Below are 18,041 nucleotides of genomic sequence, written 5' to 3'. Positions count from 1 at the left end.
GTCTCGGCGGCTATTTCAGGCCGCCCGTCTTGATCGATTCCACGATCTGCCGCTGGAACAGCATGAACAGCAGCAGGGTCGGCAGCGCCACCACGGTGGAGGCGGCCATGATGTAGTTCCAGGAGGCCGAGTACTGCGCCTGGAAGCTGGCGACCGCGACCTGCACCACCCACAGCTTCGGGTCGGTGGTGATGGTCAGCGGCCACAGGAAGGCGTTCCAGTTGGCCAGGAAGAAGAAGATCGCCAGGGCGGCCAGGATCGGCCGCGACAGCGGCAGCACGATGCTCCAATACACCCGCCAGTGGCCGGCGCCGTCGATGAACGCCGCCTCCTCCAGCTCGCGCGGCACGTTCAGGTAGAACTGGCGCAAGAGGAATATGCCGAAGGCGTTGAAGATCGCCGGGATGATCAGCCCGCCATAGCTGTTCACCAAGCCGAGCTGCCGTACCAGGATGAACAGCGGCACGATGATCACCGGCAGCGAGATCAGGAAGGTCGCGAACATGCCGAGGAAGATCGCCTCCCGCCCCGGGAAGCGCAGCCGGGCCAGGGCGTAGCCGGCCATGGAGTGGAACAGGAGGGCGATCACCGTCACCGATCCGGCCACGACCAAAGTGTTCAGCAGGAAGCGCAGGAAATCGACCTCGGTGAAGACGTAGAGAAAGTTCTCCAGGGTCGGCCGCGCCGGGATCAGCCCGGGGTCGAAGATCTCCTCCGGCCCCTTGAAGGCGATCGACAGCATCCACAGCAGCGGCGCCACGGTCATCAGCGCCAGAATGGCCGAGGCCAGGAACCAGACCGTACCGGCCGGGCGGATGGCGCGGGAGGGGAGGGCGGCGTCAGTCATAGTCGAAGCGCCCGCCGCGCGTGGCCCGGAACAGGAGGGCGGTGAAGGCCAGCAGGATGATCACCAGCACCGAGGCCATCGCGGCCGCGTAGCCGTATTCGCCGAACTGGAAGGCCTGCTCGTAGATGTAATAGATCGCCAGCGAGGTCGAATTGGCGGGGCCGCCCTTGGTCATGACATAGACCAGGTCGAAGGTCTGGGCTCCCGCCACGGCGGCGACGGTCGACACCAGCAGCACGAAGAAGCTGGTCGGGCGCAGCAGCGGCAGGATGATGTGGCGGAAGGATGCCACCGGCCCGGCACCGTCGATCCGCGCCGCGTCGAGATACTCGCGCGGGATGTCCTGCAGCCCGGACAGGAAGATCAGCATGTAGTAGCCCATCAGGAACCAGACGCTGACGCCGACGATGGCGTACAGCGCCAGGCTGGGGTCGCCGAGCCAGGACAGGCCGCCGAGGCCGATTGCGGCCGAGACTCGGCTGACCACGCCGATCTTGTCGATCAGCAGCACCTGCCAGATCAGCCCGACCACCACCAGGCTGACCATGTGCGGCAGGAAGAACATGGTCCGGAACAGGCCGGAGAAGCGGCTGTGCCGATGCACCAGGAGCGCGAGGCCGAGGCCGGTGGCGTAGAGGCTGGGTACCAGCAGCACGACATAGAGCAGGGTGACCTTCAGGCTCTCCAGGAACAGAGGGTCGGCCAGCATCCGGCGGTAGTTGGCCAGGCCGACGAAGCGGTAGCCGCCGAAGCCGGTGACGCCGAAGAAGCCGAGGCTGAGCGACAGCAGCATCGGCCCGCCGACGAAGATCAGCAGGCCCAGCGCGTCGGGCAGCACGAGGAGGTAGCCGGCGATCCACTCCCGGTGCCGGGCCGAGAGGCGGCGGCGCTTGGCCGGCCCCGCCGCATGCGGGATCGCTGCTCGTGAGGCCATGCTCATGTCGCCGGCCATCTGTCTCGGAGCCTCCACTCTCGCGTTGCCTCTCCCGCTTGCGGGGCCGTTTCAGGATGCTGCCGCTCGGGTCGATCTATCCTCTGATCCTCCCCCTCCCCTTGCGGGAGGGGGTAGGGGGAGGGGTATTCGCGCCGACGGAATTGATGTCGAACGTCACCACCGTCCCGTGGAAATCCTGGCCAACTCCACGCCGGCTCTCGCCATCGACAACCCCCTCCCCCTACCCCCTCCCGCGAGGGGAGGGGGAGTGTGGAAAATATGCGTCGGTGGAGGTGGTCGAGTTCCGAAACGGTCCCGCAAGCGGGAGAGGCAACACGCCCTGACGTCGATACCTGTCCAGAAGCGCCATGCATCGCCAGGCTCACAGGATCGGCGCGCCGTCGTAGCCGGCCAGGAAGCTGTCGATCTGCTGCGCCGCCATCTCGGCGCGCTTGCCGGGATCCTCGCCGTTCAGCTGGCAGGCCTGGATCGCGTCGGAGATCGCCTTGTACACCTGGGGCGGCACGCGCGGCTCGCCGCGAGCGGTCGGGAACACCTGCTCGGCGAAGCTCTTCATCGCGCCGCTGCCATAGGCCTGGGCGGCCGTGGCCTCGGCGAAGGCCGATTTGCGCGGCGGCATGTCGCTCTTGGCCTTGGTGCACCAGTCGGCGACGCGCCGCACCGATCCCGGCTCCATCGACCCCAGCGCCCAGGCGCAGAACTTGCCCGACGCCTCGGTGTTGCGGCCGTTGGCGTTGGCGACGAAGGCCCAGCCGCCGGCCACGGTGCGGTCCTGGCCGCCCGGCGGCACCGGCAGCTTGAACACGCCGTAGTCGAAGTTCGGGTCGGCGTTGCGCAGGGCGCTGATGCCCCAGATGCCGACATTCTGCATGGCGCAGAAGCCGGAGCCGAGATTGGCGGCGATGTCGTTGGCGCCATAGCCCAGCGGCTTGCGCGGGGCGACGCCCCGGGCGACCGCGTCCTGCCAGAATTTCAGCGCGGCGCGGGCGGCGTCGGAGTTGAAGCCGCTCTTGCCGTCCGGGCCGACGATCTCCCCGCCGCCCTGCCACAGGAACGGGTACCAGGTGAAGTTCTGGTAATAGCCGGGATTGGTCTCGAACAGGATGCCGAAGCGCCGGTCGTTGGTCAGCGTCTTGGCGACGTCCAGCAGCTGGTCCCAGGTCTTCGGGATGTCGGCCTCGCCGAGGCCGGCCTCCTTGAAGGCCTTGACGCTGTAGTAGATCGCCATCGGCTCGACCTCCATCGGCAGGCCGTAGAGGCCGTCGTCGACCAGCCGGGTGGCGATGGCGGTGTCGTAGTAGTCGGCGCGGGCCTCGGCCGTGACATAGGGGGCGAGGTCCAGCAGCGCGCCGCCATTGTGGTAGCGCAGGAAGTCGCCGGGGCTGATCAGGAAGATGTCGGGCCCTTCGCCGGCGGCGAAGGCGGTCTGCAGCTTGGTGCCGTTGATGTATTGCGAGGTCGGGATGTATTCCAGCTCGACCTTCACCTCCTGGCTGTCGTTCCAGGCCTTGACCGTGTCCTGGAACCACCGCACCTGGCCGGGCACGGCGCCGCCCGGCGCGTAGAACTGCCAGAACTTCAGCGGCCCCTCCTGCGCCTGCGCCCGGGACAGGTAGGGCATCGGTAGCAGGCTGCCCCCGGCCAGGGCGGTGCCGGCGGCCAGGAGCTTGCGGCGTCCGAGCGTGGTGGTGCCGTTGCGGCGGGTCATGGCGGTCCTCCCCTTGTCGCGATGCGTCGGCCTGGGCCCTTGGGGAGCCCGGCGGATCAGGCGATGTCGCAGTCCGGCAGCGCCGCCCCCGATGCTTCGGAATTCAGCTGCTGCCGGCTTGTTTGAAACGTTTCAGAGAAGCTATCATCCGATTCGCGGCTTGGCAACGGCTTCGGGCGTCATGACGACTTTGCGGGATGTGGCGAACCGGGCCGGGGTGTCGATCGGCTCGGTCTCGGCGGTGATCAACCGGACGGCGCCGGTCAGTGCCACGCTGCGCCAGCGGGTGCTGGCGGCGATCGATGAGCTGGGCTACGCCCCGGACGGGGTGGCGCGCAGCCTGAAGACCGGCCGCACCCGCACCATCGGCCTGGTGATCCCGGACATCACCAATCCTCTCTTCGCCGCGCTGGCCGCGACGATCGAGCGGGCCTGCGACGCCGCCGGCTATGCCCTGGTGCTGTGCGCCACCGCCGACGACCCGGAGAAGGAGCTGCGCCACCTGCGGCTGATGCGCACCCAGCGCGCCGACGGGCTGGTCCTGGTGCTGAGCGGGGTCGAGCCCGGCAATGCCGAGGCGATCCGGCGTCTGGTCACCATGCCGGCCGTGCTGGTCGACCGCACGCTGCGGGGCCTCGCCGATTTCGATTCCGTCACCGTCGACAACCGGGCCGCGGCGCGGCTGGCGGTCGAGCACATGATCCGCTGCGGCCACCGCCGCATCGGCATCGTCACCGGCCGGCCGGGAATCTCGATCTCGACCGAGCGCTTCGAAGGCTATCGCGAAGCGGTGGCCGAGGCCGGCCTCACCCTCGACGAGGATCTCGCCGCCTGCGGCGACTTCCATATCGAGACCGCGATGCGGGCCACGGCGACGTTGTTGCAGCGGCAGCCACGGCCGACCGCGATCTTCTCGACCAGCAACCTGACCACGATCGGGGTGATGCGGGCGATCGCGGAGCAGGGCCTGCGCTGCCCGGAGGACGTGTCGGTCGCCGGCATCGACGATTTCGAATGGAGCACCGCCTTCTCGCCGCGGCTGACAGCGGTGGTGCAGCCGGTGCAGGCGATCGGCGAGCGGGCGGTGGAATGCCTGCTGGCGCGCCTCGCCGGCCCGCCGCCGGCCGAGCCGGTCCGCGACGTGTTCGCGCCGCAGCTGGTGGTCCGGGAGTCCTGCCGCGTGATCGGCTGACGCCTCACGTCACCGGCGCCGGGTTGAACAGCGTCAGCGCATTGAACAGGCCCCAGCGGTCGGACCAGGGCTTGGCGCGGCCGCTGGCGACGTCGAGGATCAGACGGAACAGGTCCCAGCCGACCTCTTCGATCGTCGCCTCGCCGCTGGCGATCCGCCCGGCGTCGAGATCGATCAGGTCGGACCAGCGCCGGGCCAGGTCGGTGCGGGTCGACATCTTGATCACTGGCGCCGCCGCCAGGCCGTAGGGCGTGCCGCGGCCGGTGGTGAAGACCTGCAGCGTCATGCCGGAGGCCAACTGCAGCGTGCCGCAGACGAAGTCGCTGGCCGGAGTGGCGGCGAAAACCAAGCCCTTCTTCCGCACCCGCTCGCCGGGCGCCAGCACGTCGACGATCGGGCTCGTGCCCGATTTCACCACCGAGCCGAGCGCCTTCTCGACGACATTGGCCAGGCCGCCCTTCTTGTTGCCGGGCGACGGGTTGGCGCTGCGGTCGGCCTCGCCGCGGGCGAGATAGGCGTCGTACCAGGCCATCTCGCGGATCAGGGCACGGCCGACCTCCTCGGTCGCCGCCCGCGGCGTCAGCAGGTGGATGGCGTCGCGCACCTCGGTGACCTCGGAGAACATCACCGTGGCGCCGGCGCGGACCAGCAGGTCGGCGGCGAAGCCCACCGCCGGATTGGCGGTGACGCCGGAGAAGGCATCGCTGCCGCCGCACTGCACCCCGACCACGAGGTCCGAGGCCGGGCAGGTCTCGCGGCGGCGCCGGTTCAGTACCTCCAGCCGCGCCTCGGCCATCCCCAGGATCGACTCGATCATGGCGCCGAAGCCGGCCTCCTCCTGAAGGCGCACGATGCCCGGAGGCATGCCGTCCGGCATCAGCCGCTCGGGCTGCAGCTTCTCGCAGCCCAGGCCGACGATCATCACCTCGCCGCCGAAATTCGGGTTCAGCGCCAGGTTCTGCAGGGTGCGGATCGGCACCGCCGCCTCGGGCGCGTTGATGGCGACACCGCAGCCGTAGCTGTGGTTCAGCGCCACCACGTCGTCGACGTTCGGGAAGCGGGGCAGCAGCTGCTCCTTGATCCGCTTCACCGCGAAATCCAGCGTGCCGGCCACGCATTGCACGCTGGTGCTGATCGCCAGCACGTTCTTGGTGCCGACCGACCCGTCGGGGTTGCGGAAGCCCTCGAAGGTATAGCCGTCGAGCGGCGGCAGCGGCGTCGCCGGCCGGGTGGCGAGCTCCAGCCGGTCGAGCGCCGGGGCGGCCGGCACCAGCACCGCCGCCTCCTCGACCCAGTCTCCGGCCGCGAGCGGCCGGGCGGCGCGGCCGATCACCTCGCCATAGCGCCGGATCTCGGCGCCCTCGGCGATGTCGGATAGTGCCACCTTGTGCCCCTGCGGCACGAACTGCCGCAGGGTCGGGCCGCCCGGAAGGCGCGTGCCCTCCGGCAGGCCGAAGGAGTTGACCACGATGGCGACGTTGTCGGCCTCGTGCAGCCGGATGGTGCGGGGGGCTTCGGCCGTTCCTGGCTCCGGCATCGTCGCTCTCCCGTTACGCCGCGGCGGCGAAGCTGCTCCGCGCCAGGCCCTGAACCAGGGCCGCCAGCTGCTCGATCCCCGCCTCGGTCAGGTCGTGCAGCGGCGCCCGCCCCGGGCCCGAGTCCCGGCCGATCCCCCGCATCCCGGCCTTGATGATCGAGACCGCATAGCCCTTGCGGCGGTTGCGGATCGCGATCAGCGGCAGGGTGAAGTCGCGCAGCCCCGCCTGGACCGTCTCGCGGTCGCGGCGGCGCACCGCGGCGTAGAACTTGGTCGCGAACTCCGGCACGAAGTTGAACACGGCCGAGGAATAGGTGGTCACGCCCATCTCCAGATAGGGCAGGGCGTAGGTCTCGGCCGTCGGCAGCCCGCCGATATAGGTCAGCCGGTCGCCCATGCGCAGATGGACCCGCGTCATCAGCTCGATGTCGCCGATGCCGTCCTTGTAGCCGACCAGGTTCGGGCAGCGCTCGCACAGCCGGGCCAGGGTGTCCTCGGTCACGATCGCGTTGTCGCGGTTGTAGACGATGACGCCCAGCCTGGTCGACGCGCAGACCGCCTCGACATGGGCCGCCAGCCCCTCCTGCTCGGAATGCACCAGATAGGGCGGCAGCAGCAGGATGCCGTCGGCGCTGGCCTTCTCCGCCGCAGCCGCCATCTGCCTCGCGATCTCGGTGCCGTAGCCGGCGCCGGCGATCACCGGCACCCGGCCGCGGGTCTCCTCGACCGCCGTCCTGACCACGGTCTCGACCTCGGACGGGGCCAGCGAGAAGAACTCCCCGGTGCCGCCGGCGGCGAACAGCCCGGCGACGTCGTAGCCGCACAGCCAGTCGAGGTTGGAGCGGTAGCGCTCCGCATCGAAGGCGTTGTCGCGGTCGAAGGGGGTCACGGGGAAGGACAGCAGGCCGGAGCCGAGCCGCTGCGCCATCTCGTTCGGGGTCATCCTGGCCATCCATCGTCCTCCCACGTCGAAATCAAGATCGACCCCGTTCTAGCGTCCGGATCAATTCCACTCCAACCCGATTGCTGGATCGATCGATGCGCTCTGTGCATCGTTCAGCCGATGCTGCTCCGCCACGTCGCGGGCGATGTCGAGCACCAGCGGCAGCAGCGGGTTGTCGTTGTCCTGCCGCCAGGCGATGTAGAGCTCGGCCGAGCGCGGCGCCGCCAGGTCGAGCGGCCGCAGCGCCACGCCGCGGATCTGCAGTTGCAGCGCCGCTTCGGGCACGATCGAGAGGCCGAGGCCGGAGCGCACCAGGGCCAGGATCGAATGGATCTGGCTGAGATGCTGGACATAGTCCGGCAGCAGGCCGGAGCGGGCGAACAGCTCGATCACCAGGTCGTGGAAGTACCGCGCCTCGTGCGGCGCGTACATGATGAAGGGCGCCGCCGCGAAGTCGCGCAGCGACAGGCTGGGGGCGGCGGCCAATGGGTGGTCCGCCGGCACCGCCGCCATCAGCCGCTCCTCGGCGACGCGGAAATTGGCGGTGCCGGCCTGCACCACCGGCGGCCGCAGCAGCCCGGCGTCGATCTGGCCGGAGGCGAGGGATTCGACCTGGTCGCCCGACACCATCTCGCGCAGCACCAGGGTGACATCGGGCAGCTGCCGGCGGCAGGCGGAGACCAGGTCGGGCAGGAAGCTGTAGGCCGAGGTGGCGGTGAAGCCGATGCCGATCGCCCCGGCCTGGCCGGCGGCGACGCGGCGGGCCAGCAGGGCCGCGCCCTCCGCCTGCTTCAGGATCCGCCGCGCCTCGGCCAGGAAGCTCTGCCCGGCCGGGGTCAGCCGGACCGACCGGCTGGTGCGCTCGAACAGCGCGACGTCGAGGATGCGCTCGAGGATCTGCACCTGCCGGCTCAGGGGCGGCTGGGTCATGTTCAGCCGGGCGGCGGCGCGGCCGAAATGCAGCTCCTCGGCGACGGCGACGAAGCAGCGCAGCTGGTTCAGGTCGAACATCGGTGCGAATCCCGCGGCGGTGAGGGGCGGATACTGCCCCGTCTGCCGTGGCAGGCGAAAGGGGAGGGGGTGGATCGCCCCCTTCACCGCTTCAGCTCGACCCGCCGGATCTCGCCGACGACGAAGAGATAGGCGGCCATGGCGACGAAGGCGTTGAGGCCGACGAAGACCAGCGCGCCGTTGAACGACCCGGTGGCGTGCAGGATGTAGCCGATGATGATCGGCGTGGTGATGCCGGCGGTGTTGCCGAACATGTTGAACAGCCCGCCGCTGAGCCCCGCGATCTCCTTCGGCGAGGTGTCGGAGACCACGGCCCAGCCCAGCGCGCCGATGCCCTTGCCGAAGAAGGCCAGCGCCATCAGCCCGACCACCAGCGCCGGGTCGTCGACATAGTTGCAGCCGATGATCGTCATCGATAGCAGCATGCCGCCGACGATCGGCAGCTTGCGCGCCAGGGTCAGCGATCCAGTTCGGCGGTACAGATGGTCGGAGATGACGCCGCCCAGCACGCCGCCGACGAAGCCGCACAGGGCGGGCAGGGAGGCGACGAAGCCGGCCTGCAGGATCGACATGCCGCGTTCCTTGACCAGGTAGATCGGGAACCAGGTCAGGAAGAAGTAGGTGATCACGTTGATGCAGTGCTGCGCCACATAGATGCCCAGCAGCATGCGGTTGCCCAGCAGCTGCCGGACATCGCTCCAGCGCGCGGCGGTGGCGCCGGTCCTGGCGCCGCTGATCGACATCACGGCGCCGCCCTGCGCGATGTGGTCGAGCTCCGCCCGGTTCACCGACGGATGCTCCTTCGGCCCGTGGATGGTCCGGTTCCACAGGAAGACAATGACGATGCCGAGCAGGCCCATCACGAAGAAGGCCCAGCGCCAGCCGTATTCCTGGACGATCCAGCTGGTCAGCGGGGCGAAGATCACCGGTGCGAAATACTGGGCCGAGTTGAAGATCGCCGAGGCCGTGCCGCGCTCGGCGCCCGGGAACCAGGCGGCGACGATCCGGGCGTTGCCGGGGAAGGACGGCGCCTCGGCCACGCCGACCAGGAGGCGGAAGACGAACAGCAGCACCACCGCGGCCCCGCCGCCGAAGAAGCCGGCCCAGCCCTGCAGGAAGGTGAAGACCGACCAGAACAGGATGCCGATCGCATAGACCCGCTTGGTCTCGAAGCGGTCGAGCAGCCAGCCGCCCGGGATCTGCGCCGCGACATAGGACCAGCTGAAGGCCGAGAAGATGTAGCCCATCGCCACCGGGTCGATGCCGAACTCCTTGGACAGCGGCGCGCCGGCGACGGAGATGATGGCGCGGTCGGCGTAGTTCAGCACCGTCACCACGAACAGCATCAGAAGGATCTGATAGCGGACGCGACTCCTGGCGACACGGTCGACGGCAGCGGTGACGGCCATCGGGTTCCTCCCGGTTTCGGCTCTGCGAGCCTTGATCTCGGGCGGAACCGTAGGAGCCGGTTCGATCCAGTTCTATTTCCGAATGGGCATCGATCGATCCAGGAATGGCATGGAAGGCCGCCTCAGTCCCAGACCGCCAGCATCTCCTTCTGCACATAGTCCAGATGCGCGGCCATGGCCGCCCGGGCGCGGTCGGGGTCGCCGGCGCTGATGGCGCTTGCGATGCCGTCATGGTCGGCCATGATCCGGTCCAAGAGGGCCGGCTGGCGCGACAAATGCTGGTGGAAGGCGGCGCTCAGCCCCTCCTCGCGGCCGCGCCACAGGGTCAGGGCGATCTCCTTCAGCGCCTGGTTGCCGCAATGCTCGGCGATCAGCAGGTGCAGGGCCCGGTCCGAGTCCGGCGCCCATCCCCGCCGCGCCGTCTGGCCGCGCATGGCGGCAACGATGCCGGCCAGCTCGGACCGGCCCTCGGCGGTGATGTGCCGGGCGGCCAGAGCCGCCAGTTCCGGCTCCACCAGCGCCCGGGCCTGCATGATCTCCAGTGCCGAATGGTCGGCCTCGGGAAGGGGGCTGCCGGGCCGGGCTGCAGTGCGGACGAAGGCGCCGACCCCGACCTTGACCTCGACCAGCCCCGCCACCTCCAGCGCGATCAGCGCCTCGCGCACGGTCGGGCGGCTGACGCCCAGCTCCTGCGCCAGATCGCGCTCGGAGGGCAGCTGCCGCCCCGGCTTGAACTCGCCCGACTCGATCAGCGCCGTGATCTGCTCGGCGATCTGGATGTAGAGTTTGCGATTGACGACCGCTTGAAGGGGCATCCTGCCCTGCCGCTCGAGGATCTCACTACCGGCCGGCCGGCGCCCAAAGAATCTTTCTCTAAATCCCATTTGAGCTGGCCTGACCACTTGACACCCTAGCCTGACCCGCCTCCTAATGCCAGGGCCTGCCGCCGAGATCGGCAGGAAAGCCGCCGGAGAAGCGGTTGTGGAACGTCGCTCGGCGCCGCCGCCTTGGCGCGCCGCTCTGGGACGGAGACACCCTTGAAAATCGACCGGATCAGCGTTCTCGACATCCGTTTCCCGACCGCGAAAAGGCTGGACGGGTCGGACGCGATGAATCCCGACCCCGACTATTCCGCCGCCTATGTGATCCTCTCGACTGACAGTGGTCAGGAAGGCCACGGCCTGACCTTCACCATCGGCCGCGGCAACGACATCGTCTGCGCCGCGATCGAGGCGCTGAAGCCGGCGGTGCTGGGCCGGGACCTGGCCGAATTCACCCGCGACATGGGCGCGACCTACCGCCACCTCACCGGCGACAGCCAGCTGCGCTGGCTGGGGCCGGAGAAGGGGGTGATGCAGCTGGCCACCGCGGCGATGCTGAACGCGATCTGGGACCTCTGGGCCAAGGCCGAGGGCAAGCCGCTGTGGCGCCTGCTGGCCGACATGACGCCCGAGGAGACGGTGCGCTGCATCGATTTCCGCTACATCACCGACGCGCTGACGCCGGCCGAGGCGGTGGAGTTGCTGCGCCAGCAGGAGGCCGGCAAGGCGGCGCGGATCGAGCGGCTGCTGGCCGAGGGCTATCCCGCCTACACCACCAGCGCCGGCTGGCTCGGCTACAGCGACGACAAGATCCGCCGCCTGGTGCGCGAAGCGCTGGCCCAGGGCTTCAAGGCGTTCAAGATCAAGGTCGGCGCCGACCGCGAGGCCGACCTGGCCCGCGCCGCTTTGGTGCGCGGCGAGATCGGCGACGACCTGACCTTCATGGTCGACGCCAACCAGGTCTGGGATGTCGGCCAGGCGATCGAGTGGTCGACCGCGCTGCTGCCGTTCAAGCCGCTGTGGGTGGAGGAGCCGACCAGCCCCGACGACATCCTCGGCCACGCCGCGATCGACCGGGTGCTGCGGCGCTACGGCACCCGGGTCGCCACCGGCGAGCATGTCCACAACCGGGTGATGTTCAAGCAGTACCTGCAGGCCGCGGCCATGGGCTTCTGCCAGATCGACGCCGCCCGGGTCGGCGGCGTGAACGAGAACCTCGCCATCATCCTGATGGCGGCCAAGTTCGGCGTGCCGGTCTGCCCCCATGCCGGCGGCGTCGGCCTGTGCGAATATGTGCAGCACCTGTCGATGTGGGACTTCGTCGCCGTCAGCGGCAGCAAGGACGGCCGCTTCATCGAATATGTCGACCATCTGCACGAGCATTTCGTCGACCCGGTGCGGATCGTGGACGGCTGCTACGCCGCGCCGGCCGCGCCCGGCTACTCCATCGCCATGAAGCCCGCCTCGCTCCAGGCCCACCGCTTCCCCGACGGCAGCGCCTGGCGCGACGACCAGGAGGCCGCCCGATGACCGCCGCCACCTTTCTGCCGGAGGAGAAGAAGGCCTGGTTCGTGCACGACCGCTTCGGCATGTTCATCCATTGGGGCCTCTACGCCCTGCCGGCCCGGCATGAATGGGTGAAGAGCCGGGAGGAGATCGGCGACGAGGCCTACCGCGCCTATTTCGAGCATTTCGACCCCGACCTCTACGACCCGCGCGACTGGGCGGCCCGGGCGAAGAAGGCCGGGATGAAATACGTGGTGCTGACCGCCAAGCACCATGAGGGCTTCTGCCTGTGGGACAGCAAGGTCACCGACTACAAGGCGACCAACACCCCTTACGGCCGCGATCTGATCAAGCCCTTCGTCGAAGCGTTCCGGGCCGAAGGATTGAAGGTCGGCTTCTACTACTCGCTGATCGACTGGCACCACCCGGACTTCACCATCGACGTCCACCACCCGCAGCGCAACCACCCGGAGGTCGCGGCGCTGAACCAGGGCCGGGACATGCGCCGCTACGCCGCCTATATGCGCGACCAGGTGCGCGAGCTGCTGACCGGCTACGGCAAGATCGACGTGCTGTGGTTCGACTTCTCCTACCCGGACCGGCCCTATAAGGACCTACCGGGCAAGGGCCACAAGGATTGGGAGAGCGAGCGGCTGCTGGCGCTGGTGCGCGAGCTGCAGCCGGACGCGCTGGTCAACAACCGGCTCGACCTGCTCGAGGTGCTGGGCGTGCCGCCGGACATCACCACGCCGGAGCAGTTCCTGCCGCGTCAGGCGCCGCGGGTGCTGGACCAGGCGGTGACCTGGGAATCCTGCCACACCTTCAGCGGCTCCTGGGGCTATCACCGCGACGAGACCAGCTGGAAGAGCCCGGAGCAGCTGATCCAGTTGCTGGTCGACAACGTCGCCATGGGCGGCAATCTGCTGATGAATGTCGGCCCGACCGGCCGCGGCACCTTTGACGACCGCGCCAAGGCGGCGCTCGAGGTCTATGGAAGCTGGCTGGCGCTGCACGGCCGCAGCATCTATGGCTGCGGCCCGGCAGGGGAGGGTATTTCCGTGCCACGCGACTGCCGGCTGACCCGCAACGGCAGCCGGCTCTACGTCCATCTCTTCGCCTGGCCGTTCCGGCACCTGCATCTCGACGGGCTCGGCGGCAAGGTCGCCTACGCCCAGCTGCTGCACGACGCCAGCGAGGTGAAGCGGCTGGAACCGAGGGATCCGGCGCTCGGCGGCAACACCCATGTGCCGCTGACCGCCGGCACGCTGACGCTGGAGCTGCCGGTGCGCCGGCCCGACGTGACCGTGCCGGTGGTGGAGCTGTTCCTGAAAGACGGCTGAGTCTCGGCCGCACACCCATCAAGCGCCCGCCCGGCAGAAGGCGGCCGCAGCAGGAGGATGAACGCCATGAAGACGCTGAGCACCATCCTGGCCGCGGCGACGGTGGCCGCATCGCTGTCCGCCGCCCCGGCCCGGGCCGAGCCGGTGACCCTGACCTGGCAGATGTGGGCCGGCACCGATGCCGAGATCGAAGCCTGGAAGCATGTCGCCGGGCTGGTCAACGCCCAGCATCCCGACATCAAGGTCGAGCTGCAGACCTCGCCCTGGCGCGACTACTGGACCAAGCTGCCGACGCTGGCGGCCTCGAACACGCTGCCGGACATCGTCAGCATTCAGTCGCTGCGCCTGTCCAACTTCACCACGCTGTTCGAGCCGCTGGACGAGCACGTGAAGGACGGCTTCGACCTCGGCCAGTTCGACAAATCGATCCTTGATGGCCTCAGCTATGGCGGCCATCTCTACGCGCTGCCCTACGATTTCGGGCCGCTGGTCGTCTACTACAACCGCGACCTGTTCGCGAAATACAAGGTCGAGCCGCCCAAGGCCGGCTGGACCCGGGAGGACTTCCTGTCCGCGGCCAAGGCGCTGACCCGGGACGGCAATTACGGTTTCGCCGTCACCGCCAGCGACTGGCTGGAATTCGCGCTGTCGGACGGGGCGAAGTACCTGACCGAGGAGGGCGGGCTGAACTTCAGCGACCCCGAGCTGCAGGCCGCCTTCCAGTCCTATGTCGACCTGGTGACCAAGGAGAAGGTGGCGCCGGTGATCGCCGCCAGCGGCCAGCCCTCCGGCGACATCGCCCGCGGCCGCTTCCTGGCCGGCACCGTCGCCATGTACGTCACCGGCCCGTGGGAGATGATCAACATCCGCAAATCCTCCAACTTCCCGGTCGGGCTGGCGCCGCTGCCCGCCGGCAAGGCCGGCAGCATCACCTTCTCCGCCGGCTCGGGCTTCGGCATCAACAAGGCCGGCCCGCACAAGGACCTGGCGTGGAAGGCGATCCAGGTGCTGACCGGTCCGGAGGCGGAGCAGTACCTGGCATCGCAGGGCCGCGCCTTTCCGGCCCGGATCGCGCAGCAGGGCTACTGGTATGAGGTGGCGGCGCAGGATGTGGCCAACGCGCGCGAGACCATCGACTTCGCGCTGAAGACCGCTCAGCCCTACCGCACCACGGCCAACTGGAACACGGTGTACGAGCTGCTGGAGCAGTATGCGCCGCTGGCCTATAGCGGGTCGCAGACCGGCGCCGAGGTGCTGGACACTGTGCAAGGGCTGGCCGCCGAATGACCGTGCAGGCCCAGGATCTCGGAACGCAGGCGGCGGCTGTCCCGCAAGCCCAGGGGGCTCGGCGGCGTCACCGGGCCTTCCGGGCGGAAGGGCGGGCCGCCTTCTGGTTCCTGCTGCCCAGCCTGCTCGGCTTCCTCGCCTTCCTGCTGTTCCCGCTGGTGGCGTCGCTGGCGCTCAGCTTCACCAACTGGCAGCTGCTGAACCAGCCGAAATTCGTCGGCCTCGCCAACTACACCCGGCTGTTCACGGTCGACCCCAGCTTCTGGCGGGCGCTGGTCAACACCGTCTTCTACACGACCGAGTACCTGGTGCTGAATATCGTACTGGCGGTCGGCATGGCGGTCTGGATCTCCAGCCTGCGGTGGGGCAAGCGGTTCTTCCGGCTGATCTTCTTCCTGCCGACCTTCACCCCGATGATCGGCGCCTCGCTGGTCTGGGTGCTGATCTTCACCCCGGGCGGGCTGATGGACTGGCTGGTGCAGTCGCTCGGCCTGCCGATCCCGAACCTGCTGGTCGACCCGGCCTGGGCGATGCAGGCGATCGTCATCGTCTCGCTGTGGTCGGGCTTCGGCTACAACCTGCTGCTGTTCGGCGCGGCGCTGGAATCGATCCCGCAGACCTATCTCGACGCCGCCCAGATCGACGGCGCCACCGCCTGGCAGCGCTTCTGGCGGATCAAGCTGCCGCTGATCTCGCCGACCCTGTTCTTCGGCACGGTGATGACCGCGATCACCGCGCTGCAGGTGTTCGACCAGGTCTATTCCATGACCCGCGGCGGGCCCGGCGCCGCCACCGCGACGCTCGGCTTCTTCATCTACCAGAACGGCTTCACCACCTACCGGATGGGCTACGCCTCCTCGATCGCCTGGGTGATGTTCGTGATCATCATGGCGCTCACGGCGCTCCAGTTCCGGCTGCAGCGGAAATGGGTGCATTATGACGACTAGGCGGAAGGACACCGGCCCTGTCACCGCCGGCACGCTGGTCTCGCAGGGGGCCATGGCGCTGGTGGCCCTGGCCTTCTTGTTCCCGTTCTTCTGGATGCTGACCAACGCCATCCGGCCGAACGGCGAGGTGCTGGCCCTGCCGCCGCGCCTGCTGCCCAGCGACTGGCAGTGGGGCAACTTCCTCGACGCCTGGGTCTATCTGCCCTTCGGCCGCTTCTTCCTGAACAGCGCGCTGGTTTCCGCCGCCGTCACCGTGATCGTGCTGACCGTCTCCAGCCTCGCCGCCTATGCCTTCGCCCGGCTGCGCTTCGTCGGCCGCGACACGCTGTTCCTGACCTATCTGTCGACGCTGATGATCCCGCAGGCGGTGCTGGTGATCCCGCTGTTCCTCCTCATCAGCAGGCTCGACTGGGTGAACACCTTCCAGGCGCTGATCCTGCCGGTGGCCTTCGGGTCCTTCGGCACCTTCATGCTGCGCCAGTTCTTCAAGACCATCCCGCGCGAGCTGGAGGAGGCGGCGCTGTGCGACGGCGCCTCGCGCCTGCGCATCCTGGTCAGCATCATCCTGCCGATGTCGCTGCCGGTGCTCGGCCTCTTGGCGCTGTTCACCTTCACCGCGCAGTGGAACAGCTTCCTGTGGCCGCTGATCATCGTCAACGGCACCGACCACGCCACCATCCCGCTGGGCCTGACCATGTTCCAGACCCAGCAGGGCGCGCAATGGAACTACCTGATGGCCGGCGCCGCGATCTCGATGATCCCGGGCTTGTGCCTGACCATCCTGCTGCAGCGCTACATCTTCAGCGGCATCGCCATGAATTCCGGGTTCGGCGGGCGGTGACGTTAAAGGGGATTTAGAGGGGCAGGCATATTGCTAAATCCCATTTAGAGTCGCATCATTGACGCACGAGCCATAGGCAGGGAAGGGACCGACCATGGACATGCATGTTCCGGCGCAGGCCGAGGCGCCGCGCCTCCTCACCGACGCGCAGATCCGGCAGTTCCTGGCGAACGGCTATCTGGTGCTGCAGACGGCGCTACCGAAGTCGTTCCACGACCAGATCTTCCAGCGCTTCGACGAGCTGATCGGCGGCGACCGGCACGAGAACCCGGGCAACAACCTGCTGCCGCTGGTGCCGGAGATCAACGCCGTGTTCGAGGACCCGGTGGTGAAGGGCGCCCTGACCAGCGTGCTGGGCCCGGACTACATCATGCACCCGCACCGGGCCCTGCATAAGAACCCGCCCGGCTCGCCGATCCAGCATTGGCACAAGGACAGCTACTGGGGCTACATGCGCCGGGTGCGGAACCACCGGCCGCGCTGGGTCATGATCATGTACTATCCCCAGGACACGCCGGCCGAGCTGGGGCCGACCGGGGTGGTGCCGGGCAGCCATCTGCTCGCCGCCGGGATCCAGGATCCGGACGCGCTGGAGAAGAACGGCTCCGGCCCCGCCGGCTCGGTGCTGATGATCCACTATGACATCTGGCACCGGAAGATGAAGAACCTGACCGCCGGCAAGCGGTTCATGATGAAGTTCGAGTTCATCCGCATGGCGCCAGTCAGCGCGCCGGCCTGGCCGCACGGCGACCCGGCCTGGCGGGCGCCGGAGCAGGTGCCGTCCTTCCCGATGGAGGCGGCGTGGAAGGCGCAGTGGCGCTGGCTGACCGGCGGCACCGCGGCCGGCGGCTCGGCCGATCTCGACGCCCTGCGCACGGCCCTGGCCGGCACCCCGGCGGAGGCGGCGGCCGCGATGTCGACCATCGCCGATCTCGGGCCTGCCGCCGCGGCGCTGGTGCCGGCGCTGCTGCCGCATCTCGATAGCGACGACGAGGCGCTGCAGCTCGACGCCGCCTATGCCCTCGGCGCGATCGGCGAGGCCGCGCTGCCGGCGCTGGTGCAGCGGGTCGAGGCCGACACGCGGCGCGACCCGGAGGACGGCACGCAGAAGAGCGATGCCGGCCGGCTGACGGGGAAGGACTGCATCGCCCTGTCCTCCATCTACGGGTTGGTCGAGATCGGCGCGCCGGCCGTGCCGGAGCTGCTGCGCCTGCTGCGCGGCGGCGCCGGCCGGTCGCGCAAGCTGGCCGCCTTCGCCCTGGGCGAGATCGCCGGGACGGGGCCGGAGGCGCGCGACGCGCTGATCGCCGCCACCCGCGACGCCGACCCGCATCTGCGCATCGCCGCGGTCGAGGCGCTGGGGCTGAAGCCGGCCGATGACGCGATCGTCGCCGCGCTGGCCCAGGCCCTCGAGGATGCGGACGAGGAGGTGCGCTTCGATGCGGTTCTCGGCCTCGCGCGGATGGGGCAGGCAGCGGCCGCGGCGGTGCCGGCGCTGGGCCGGGTGCTGACCCAGGACCCGAACCGCTATGTCCGCGGCTATGCGGTCGAGGCGCTGTCCCGCATCGGGGATGACGCCGCGTACCGGGTGCTGCTACCCTATCTGAAGCTTTCCCGCTGGTGTCCGATGACGACGTCGGCGAGCATTTTCTGACCTGTTTCCACGGCGCGGCATTGGCGGATCGGCGGCTCTCTCC

General features: G+C 69.0%; 15 protein-coding genes. 7 read left to right on the top strand and 8 right to left on the bottom strand.

All coding sequences use genetic code 11. The features are described 5' to 3' along the window. Positions 1 to 10: 10 nt before the first annotated feature. The 3 genes from LG391_RS14830 to LG391_RS14820 all read right to left on the bottom strand — a co-directional run bounded on the left by LG391_RS14830 (position 11) and on the right by LG391_RS14820 (position 3,510). Positions 11 to 847 (bottom strand): carbohydrate ABC transporter permease, encoded by an 837-nt coding sequence (locus LG391_RS14830; RefSeq protein WP_225768769.1) that lies wholly within the window; start codon positions 845 to 847, stop codon positions 11 to 13. Further along, positions 840 to 1,781 (bottom strand): carbohydrate ABC transporter permease, encoded by a 942-nt coding sequence (locus tag LG391_RS14825; RefSeq protein WP_225768768.1) that lies wholly within the window; start codon positions 1,779 to 1,781, stop codon positions 840 to 842. The genes LG391_RS14830 and LG391_RS14825 overlap by 8 nt, the downstream gene beginning before the upstream one ends. 382 nt (positions 1,782 to 2,163) lie before the next feature. Then, a complete protein-coding gene (locus LG391_RS14820; protein ID WP_225768767.1) occupies positions 2,164 to 3,510 on the bottom strand; it encodes a sugar ABC transporter substrate-binding protein in 1,347 nt (448 codons plus the stop codon). 181 nt (positions 3,511 to 3,691) lie between these two features. Here LG391_RS14820 and LG391_RS14815 point away from each other — a divergent pair, with 181 nt between their 5' ends. Continuing rightward, on the top strand, positions 3,692 to 4,702 hold the full coding sequence (locus LG391_RS14815) for a LacI family DNA-binding transcriptional regulator (protein WP_225768766.1): 1,011 nt from the start codon (positions 3,692 to 3,694) through the stop codon (positions 4,700 to 4,702). 4 nt (positions 4,703 to 4,706) lie between these two features. On the opposite strand, the gene garD is transcribed toward LG391_RS14815, so the two are convergent. The 5 genes from garD to LG391_RS14790 all read right to left on the bottom strand — a co-directional run bounded on the left by garD (position 4,707) and on the right by LG391_RS14790 (position 10,417). Continuing rightward, the gene (garD, locus tag LG391_RS14810) at positions 4,707 to 6,239 is read right to left on the bottom strand and encodes a galactarate dehydratase (RefSeq protein ID WP_225768765.1); all 1,533 of its coding nucleotides are present in this window, start codon (positions 6,237 to 6,239) and stop codon (positions 4,707 to 4,709) included. 13 nt (positions 6,240 to 6,252) lie between these two features. Next, positions 6,253 to 7,191, bottom strand: a complete 939-nt coding sequence (gene kdgD, locus LG391_RS14805) for a 5-dehydro-4-deoxyglucarate dehydratase (RefSeq protein WP_225768764.1) — start codon at positions 7,189 to 7,191, stop codon at positions 6,253 to 6,255. Between the two features lie 51 nt (positions 7,192 to 7,242). Next, entirely contained in the window at positions 7,243 to 8,193 is a 951-nt protein-coding gene (locus tag LG391_RS14800; protein ID WP_225768763.1) for a LysR substrate-binding domain-containing protein, read from the bottom strand. 83 nt (positions 8,194 to 8,276) lie between these two features. Further along, complete coding sequence (locus LG391_RS14795; protein WP_225768762.1) at positions 8,277 to 9,602, bottom strand: MFS transporter; 1,326 nt, start codon at positions 9,600 to 9,602, stop codon at positions 8,277 to 8,279. A 122-nt stretch (positions 9,603 to 9,724) separates the two neighbouring features. After that, positions 9,725 to 10,417, bottom strand: coding sequence for a FadR/GntR family transcriptional regulator (locus LG391_RS14790; RefSeq protein ID WP_225768761.1), 693 nt, complete (start codon positions 10,415 to 10,417; stop codon positions 9,725 to 9,727). A gap of 222 nt (positions 10,418 to 10,639) precedes the next feature. Here LG391_RS14790 and LG391_RS14785 point away from each other — a divergent pair, with 222 nt between their 5' ends. From LG391_RS14785 to LG391_RS14760, 6 genes are all read left to right on the top strand, one after another. After that, complete coding sequence (locus LG391_RS14785) at positions 10,640 to 11,953, top strand: L-fuconate dehydratase (protein ID WP_225768760.1); 1,314 nt, start codon at positions 10,640 to 10,642, stop codon at positions 11,951 to 11,953. Further along, positions 11,950 to 13,269, top strand: a complete 1,320-nt coding sequence (locus LG391_RS14780) for an alpha-L-fucosidase (RefSeq protein ID WP_225768759.1) — start codon at positions 11,950 to 11,952, stop codon at positions 13,267 to 13,269. Before LG391_RS14785 ends, LG391_RS14780 begins: the two co-directional genes overlap by 4 nt. A 66-nt stretch (positions 13,270 to 13,335) precedes the next feature. Next, positions 13,336 to 14,556: a sugar ABC transporter substrate-binding protein gene (locus LG391_RS14775; protein WP_225768758.1), complete on the top strand. Its 1,221-nt coding sequence runs from the start codon at positions 13,336 to 13,338 to the stop codon at positions 14,554 to 14,556. Continuing rightward, a complete protein-coding gene (locus LG391_RS14770) occupies positions 14,553 to 15,503 on the top strand; it encodes a carbohydrate ABC transporter permease (RefSeq protein ID WP_225768757.1) in 951 nt (316 codons plus the stop codon). The genes LG391_RS14775 and LG391_RS14770 overlap by 4 nt, the downstream gene beginning before the upstream one ends. Further along, positions 15,493 to 16,344, top strand: a complete 852-nt coding sequence (locus LG391_RS14765; protein WP_225768756.1) for a carbohydrate ABC transporter permease — start codon at positions 15,493 to 15,495, stop codon at positions 16,342 to 16,344. The genes LG391_RS14770 and LG391_RS14765 overlap by 11 nt, the downstream gene beginning before the upstream one ends. Before the next feature lie 94 nt (positions 16,345 to 16,438). Next, positions 16,439 to 17,998, top strand: a complete 1,560-nt coding sequence (locus LG391_RS14760) for a HEAT repeat domain-containing protein (RefSeq protein ID WP_225768755.1) — start codon at positions 16,439 to 16,441, stop codon at positions 17,996 to 17,998. Positions 17,999 to 18,041 lie beyond the last annotated feature (43 nt).

Source organism: Inquilinus sp. Marseille-Q2685 (assembly GCF_916619195.1).
Lineage (GTDB): Bacteria > Pseudomonadota > Alphaproteobacteria > DSM-16000 > Inquilinaceae > Inquilinus.
The sequence above is the reverse complement of the archived record's forward strand: the minus strand, read 5'-3'. Positions and strand labels throughout refer to the sequence as shown.

What these genes read in the sequence shown, in the direction of transcription:
- LG391_RS14775 (WP_225768758.1), top strand. Translation starts at nt 13,336, where the DNA reads ATGAAGACGCTGAGCACCATCCTGGCCGCGGCGACGGTGGCCGCATCG.
- LG391_RS14770 (WP_225768757.1), top strand. Translation starts at nt 14,553, where the DNA reads ATGACCGTGCAGGCCCAGGATCTCGGAACGCAGGCGGCGGCTGTCCCG.
- LG391_RS14795 (WP_225768762.1), bottom strand. Translation starts at nt 9,602, where the DNA reads ATGGCCGTCACCGCTGCCGTCGACCGTGTCGCCAGGAGTCGCGTCCGC.
- kdgD (WP_225768764.1), bottom strand. Translation starts at nt 7,191, where the DNA reads ATGGCCAGGATGACCCCGAACGAGATGGCGCAGCGGCTCGGCTCCGGC.
- LG391_RS14760 (WP_225768755.1), top strand. Translation starts at nt 16,439, where the DNA reads ATGGACATGCATGTTCCGGCGCAGGCCGAGGCGCCGCGCCTCCTCACC.
- LG391_RS14825 (WP_225768768.1), bottom strand. Translation starts at nt 1,781, where the DNA reads ATGGCCTCACGAGCAGCGATCCCGCATGCGGCGGGGCCGGCCAAGCGC.
- garD (WP_225768765.1), bottom strand. Translation starts at nt 6,239, where the DNA reads ATGCCGGAGCCAGGAACGGCCGAAGCCCCCCGCACCATCCGGCTGCAC.
- LG391_RS14830 (WP_225768769.1), bottom strand. Translation starts at nt 847, where the DNA reads ATGACTGACGCCGCCCTCCCCTCCCGCGCCATCCGCCCGGCCGGTACG.
- LG391_RS14790 (WP_225768761.1), bottom strand. Translation starts at nt 10,417, where the DNA reads ATGCCCCTTCAAGCGGTCGTCAATCGCAAACTCTACATCCAGATCGCC.
- LG391_RS14820 (WP_225768767.1), bottom strand. Translation starts at nt 3,510, where the DNA reads ATGACCCGCCGCAACGGCACCACCACGCTCGGACGCCGCAAGCTCCTG.
- LG391_RS14815 (WP_225768766.1), top strand. Translation starts at nt 3,692, where the DNA reads ATGACGACTTTGCGGGATGTGGCGAACCGGGCCGGGGTGTCGATCGGC.
- LG391_RS14780 (WP_225768759.1), top strand. Translation starts at nt 11,950, where the DNA reads ATGACCGCCGCCACCTTTCTGCCGGAGGAGAAGAAGGCCTGGTTCGTG.
- LG391_RS14765 (WP_225768756.1), top strand. Translation starts at nt 15,493, where the DNA reads ATGACGACTAGGCGGAAGGACACCGGCCCTGTCACCGCCGGCACGCTG.
- LG391_RS14800 (WP_225768763.1), bottom strand. Translation starts at nt 8,193, where the DNA reads ATGTTCGACCTGAACCAGCTGCGCTGCTTCGTCGCCGTCGCCGAGGAG.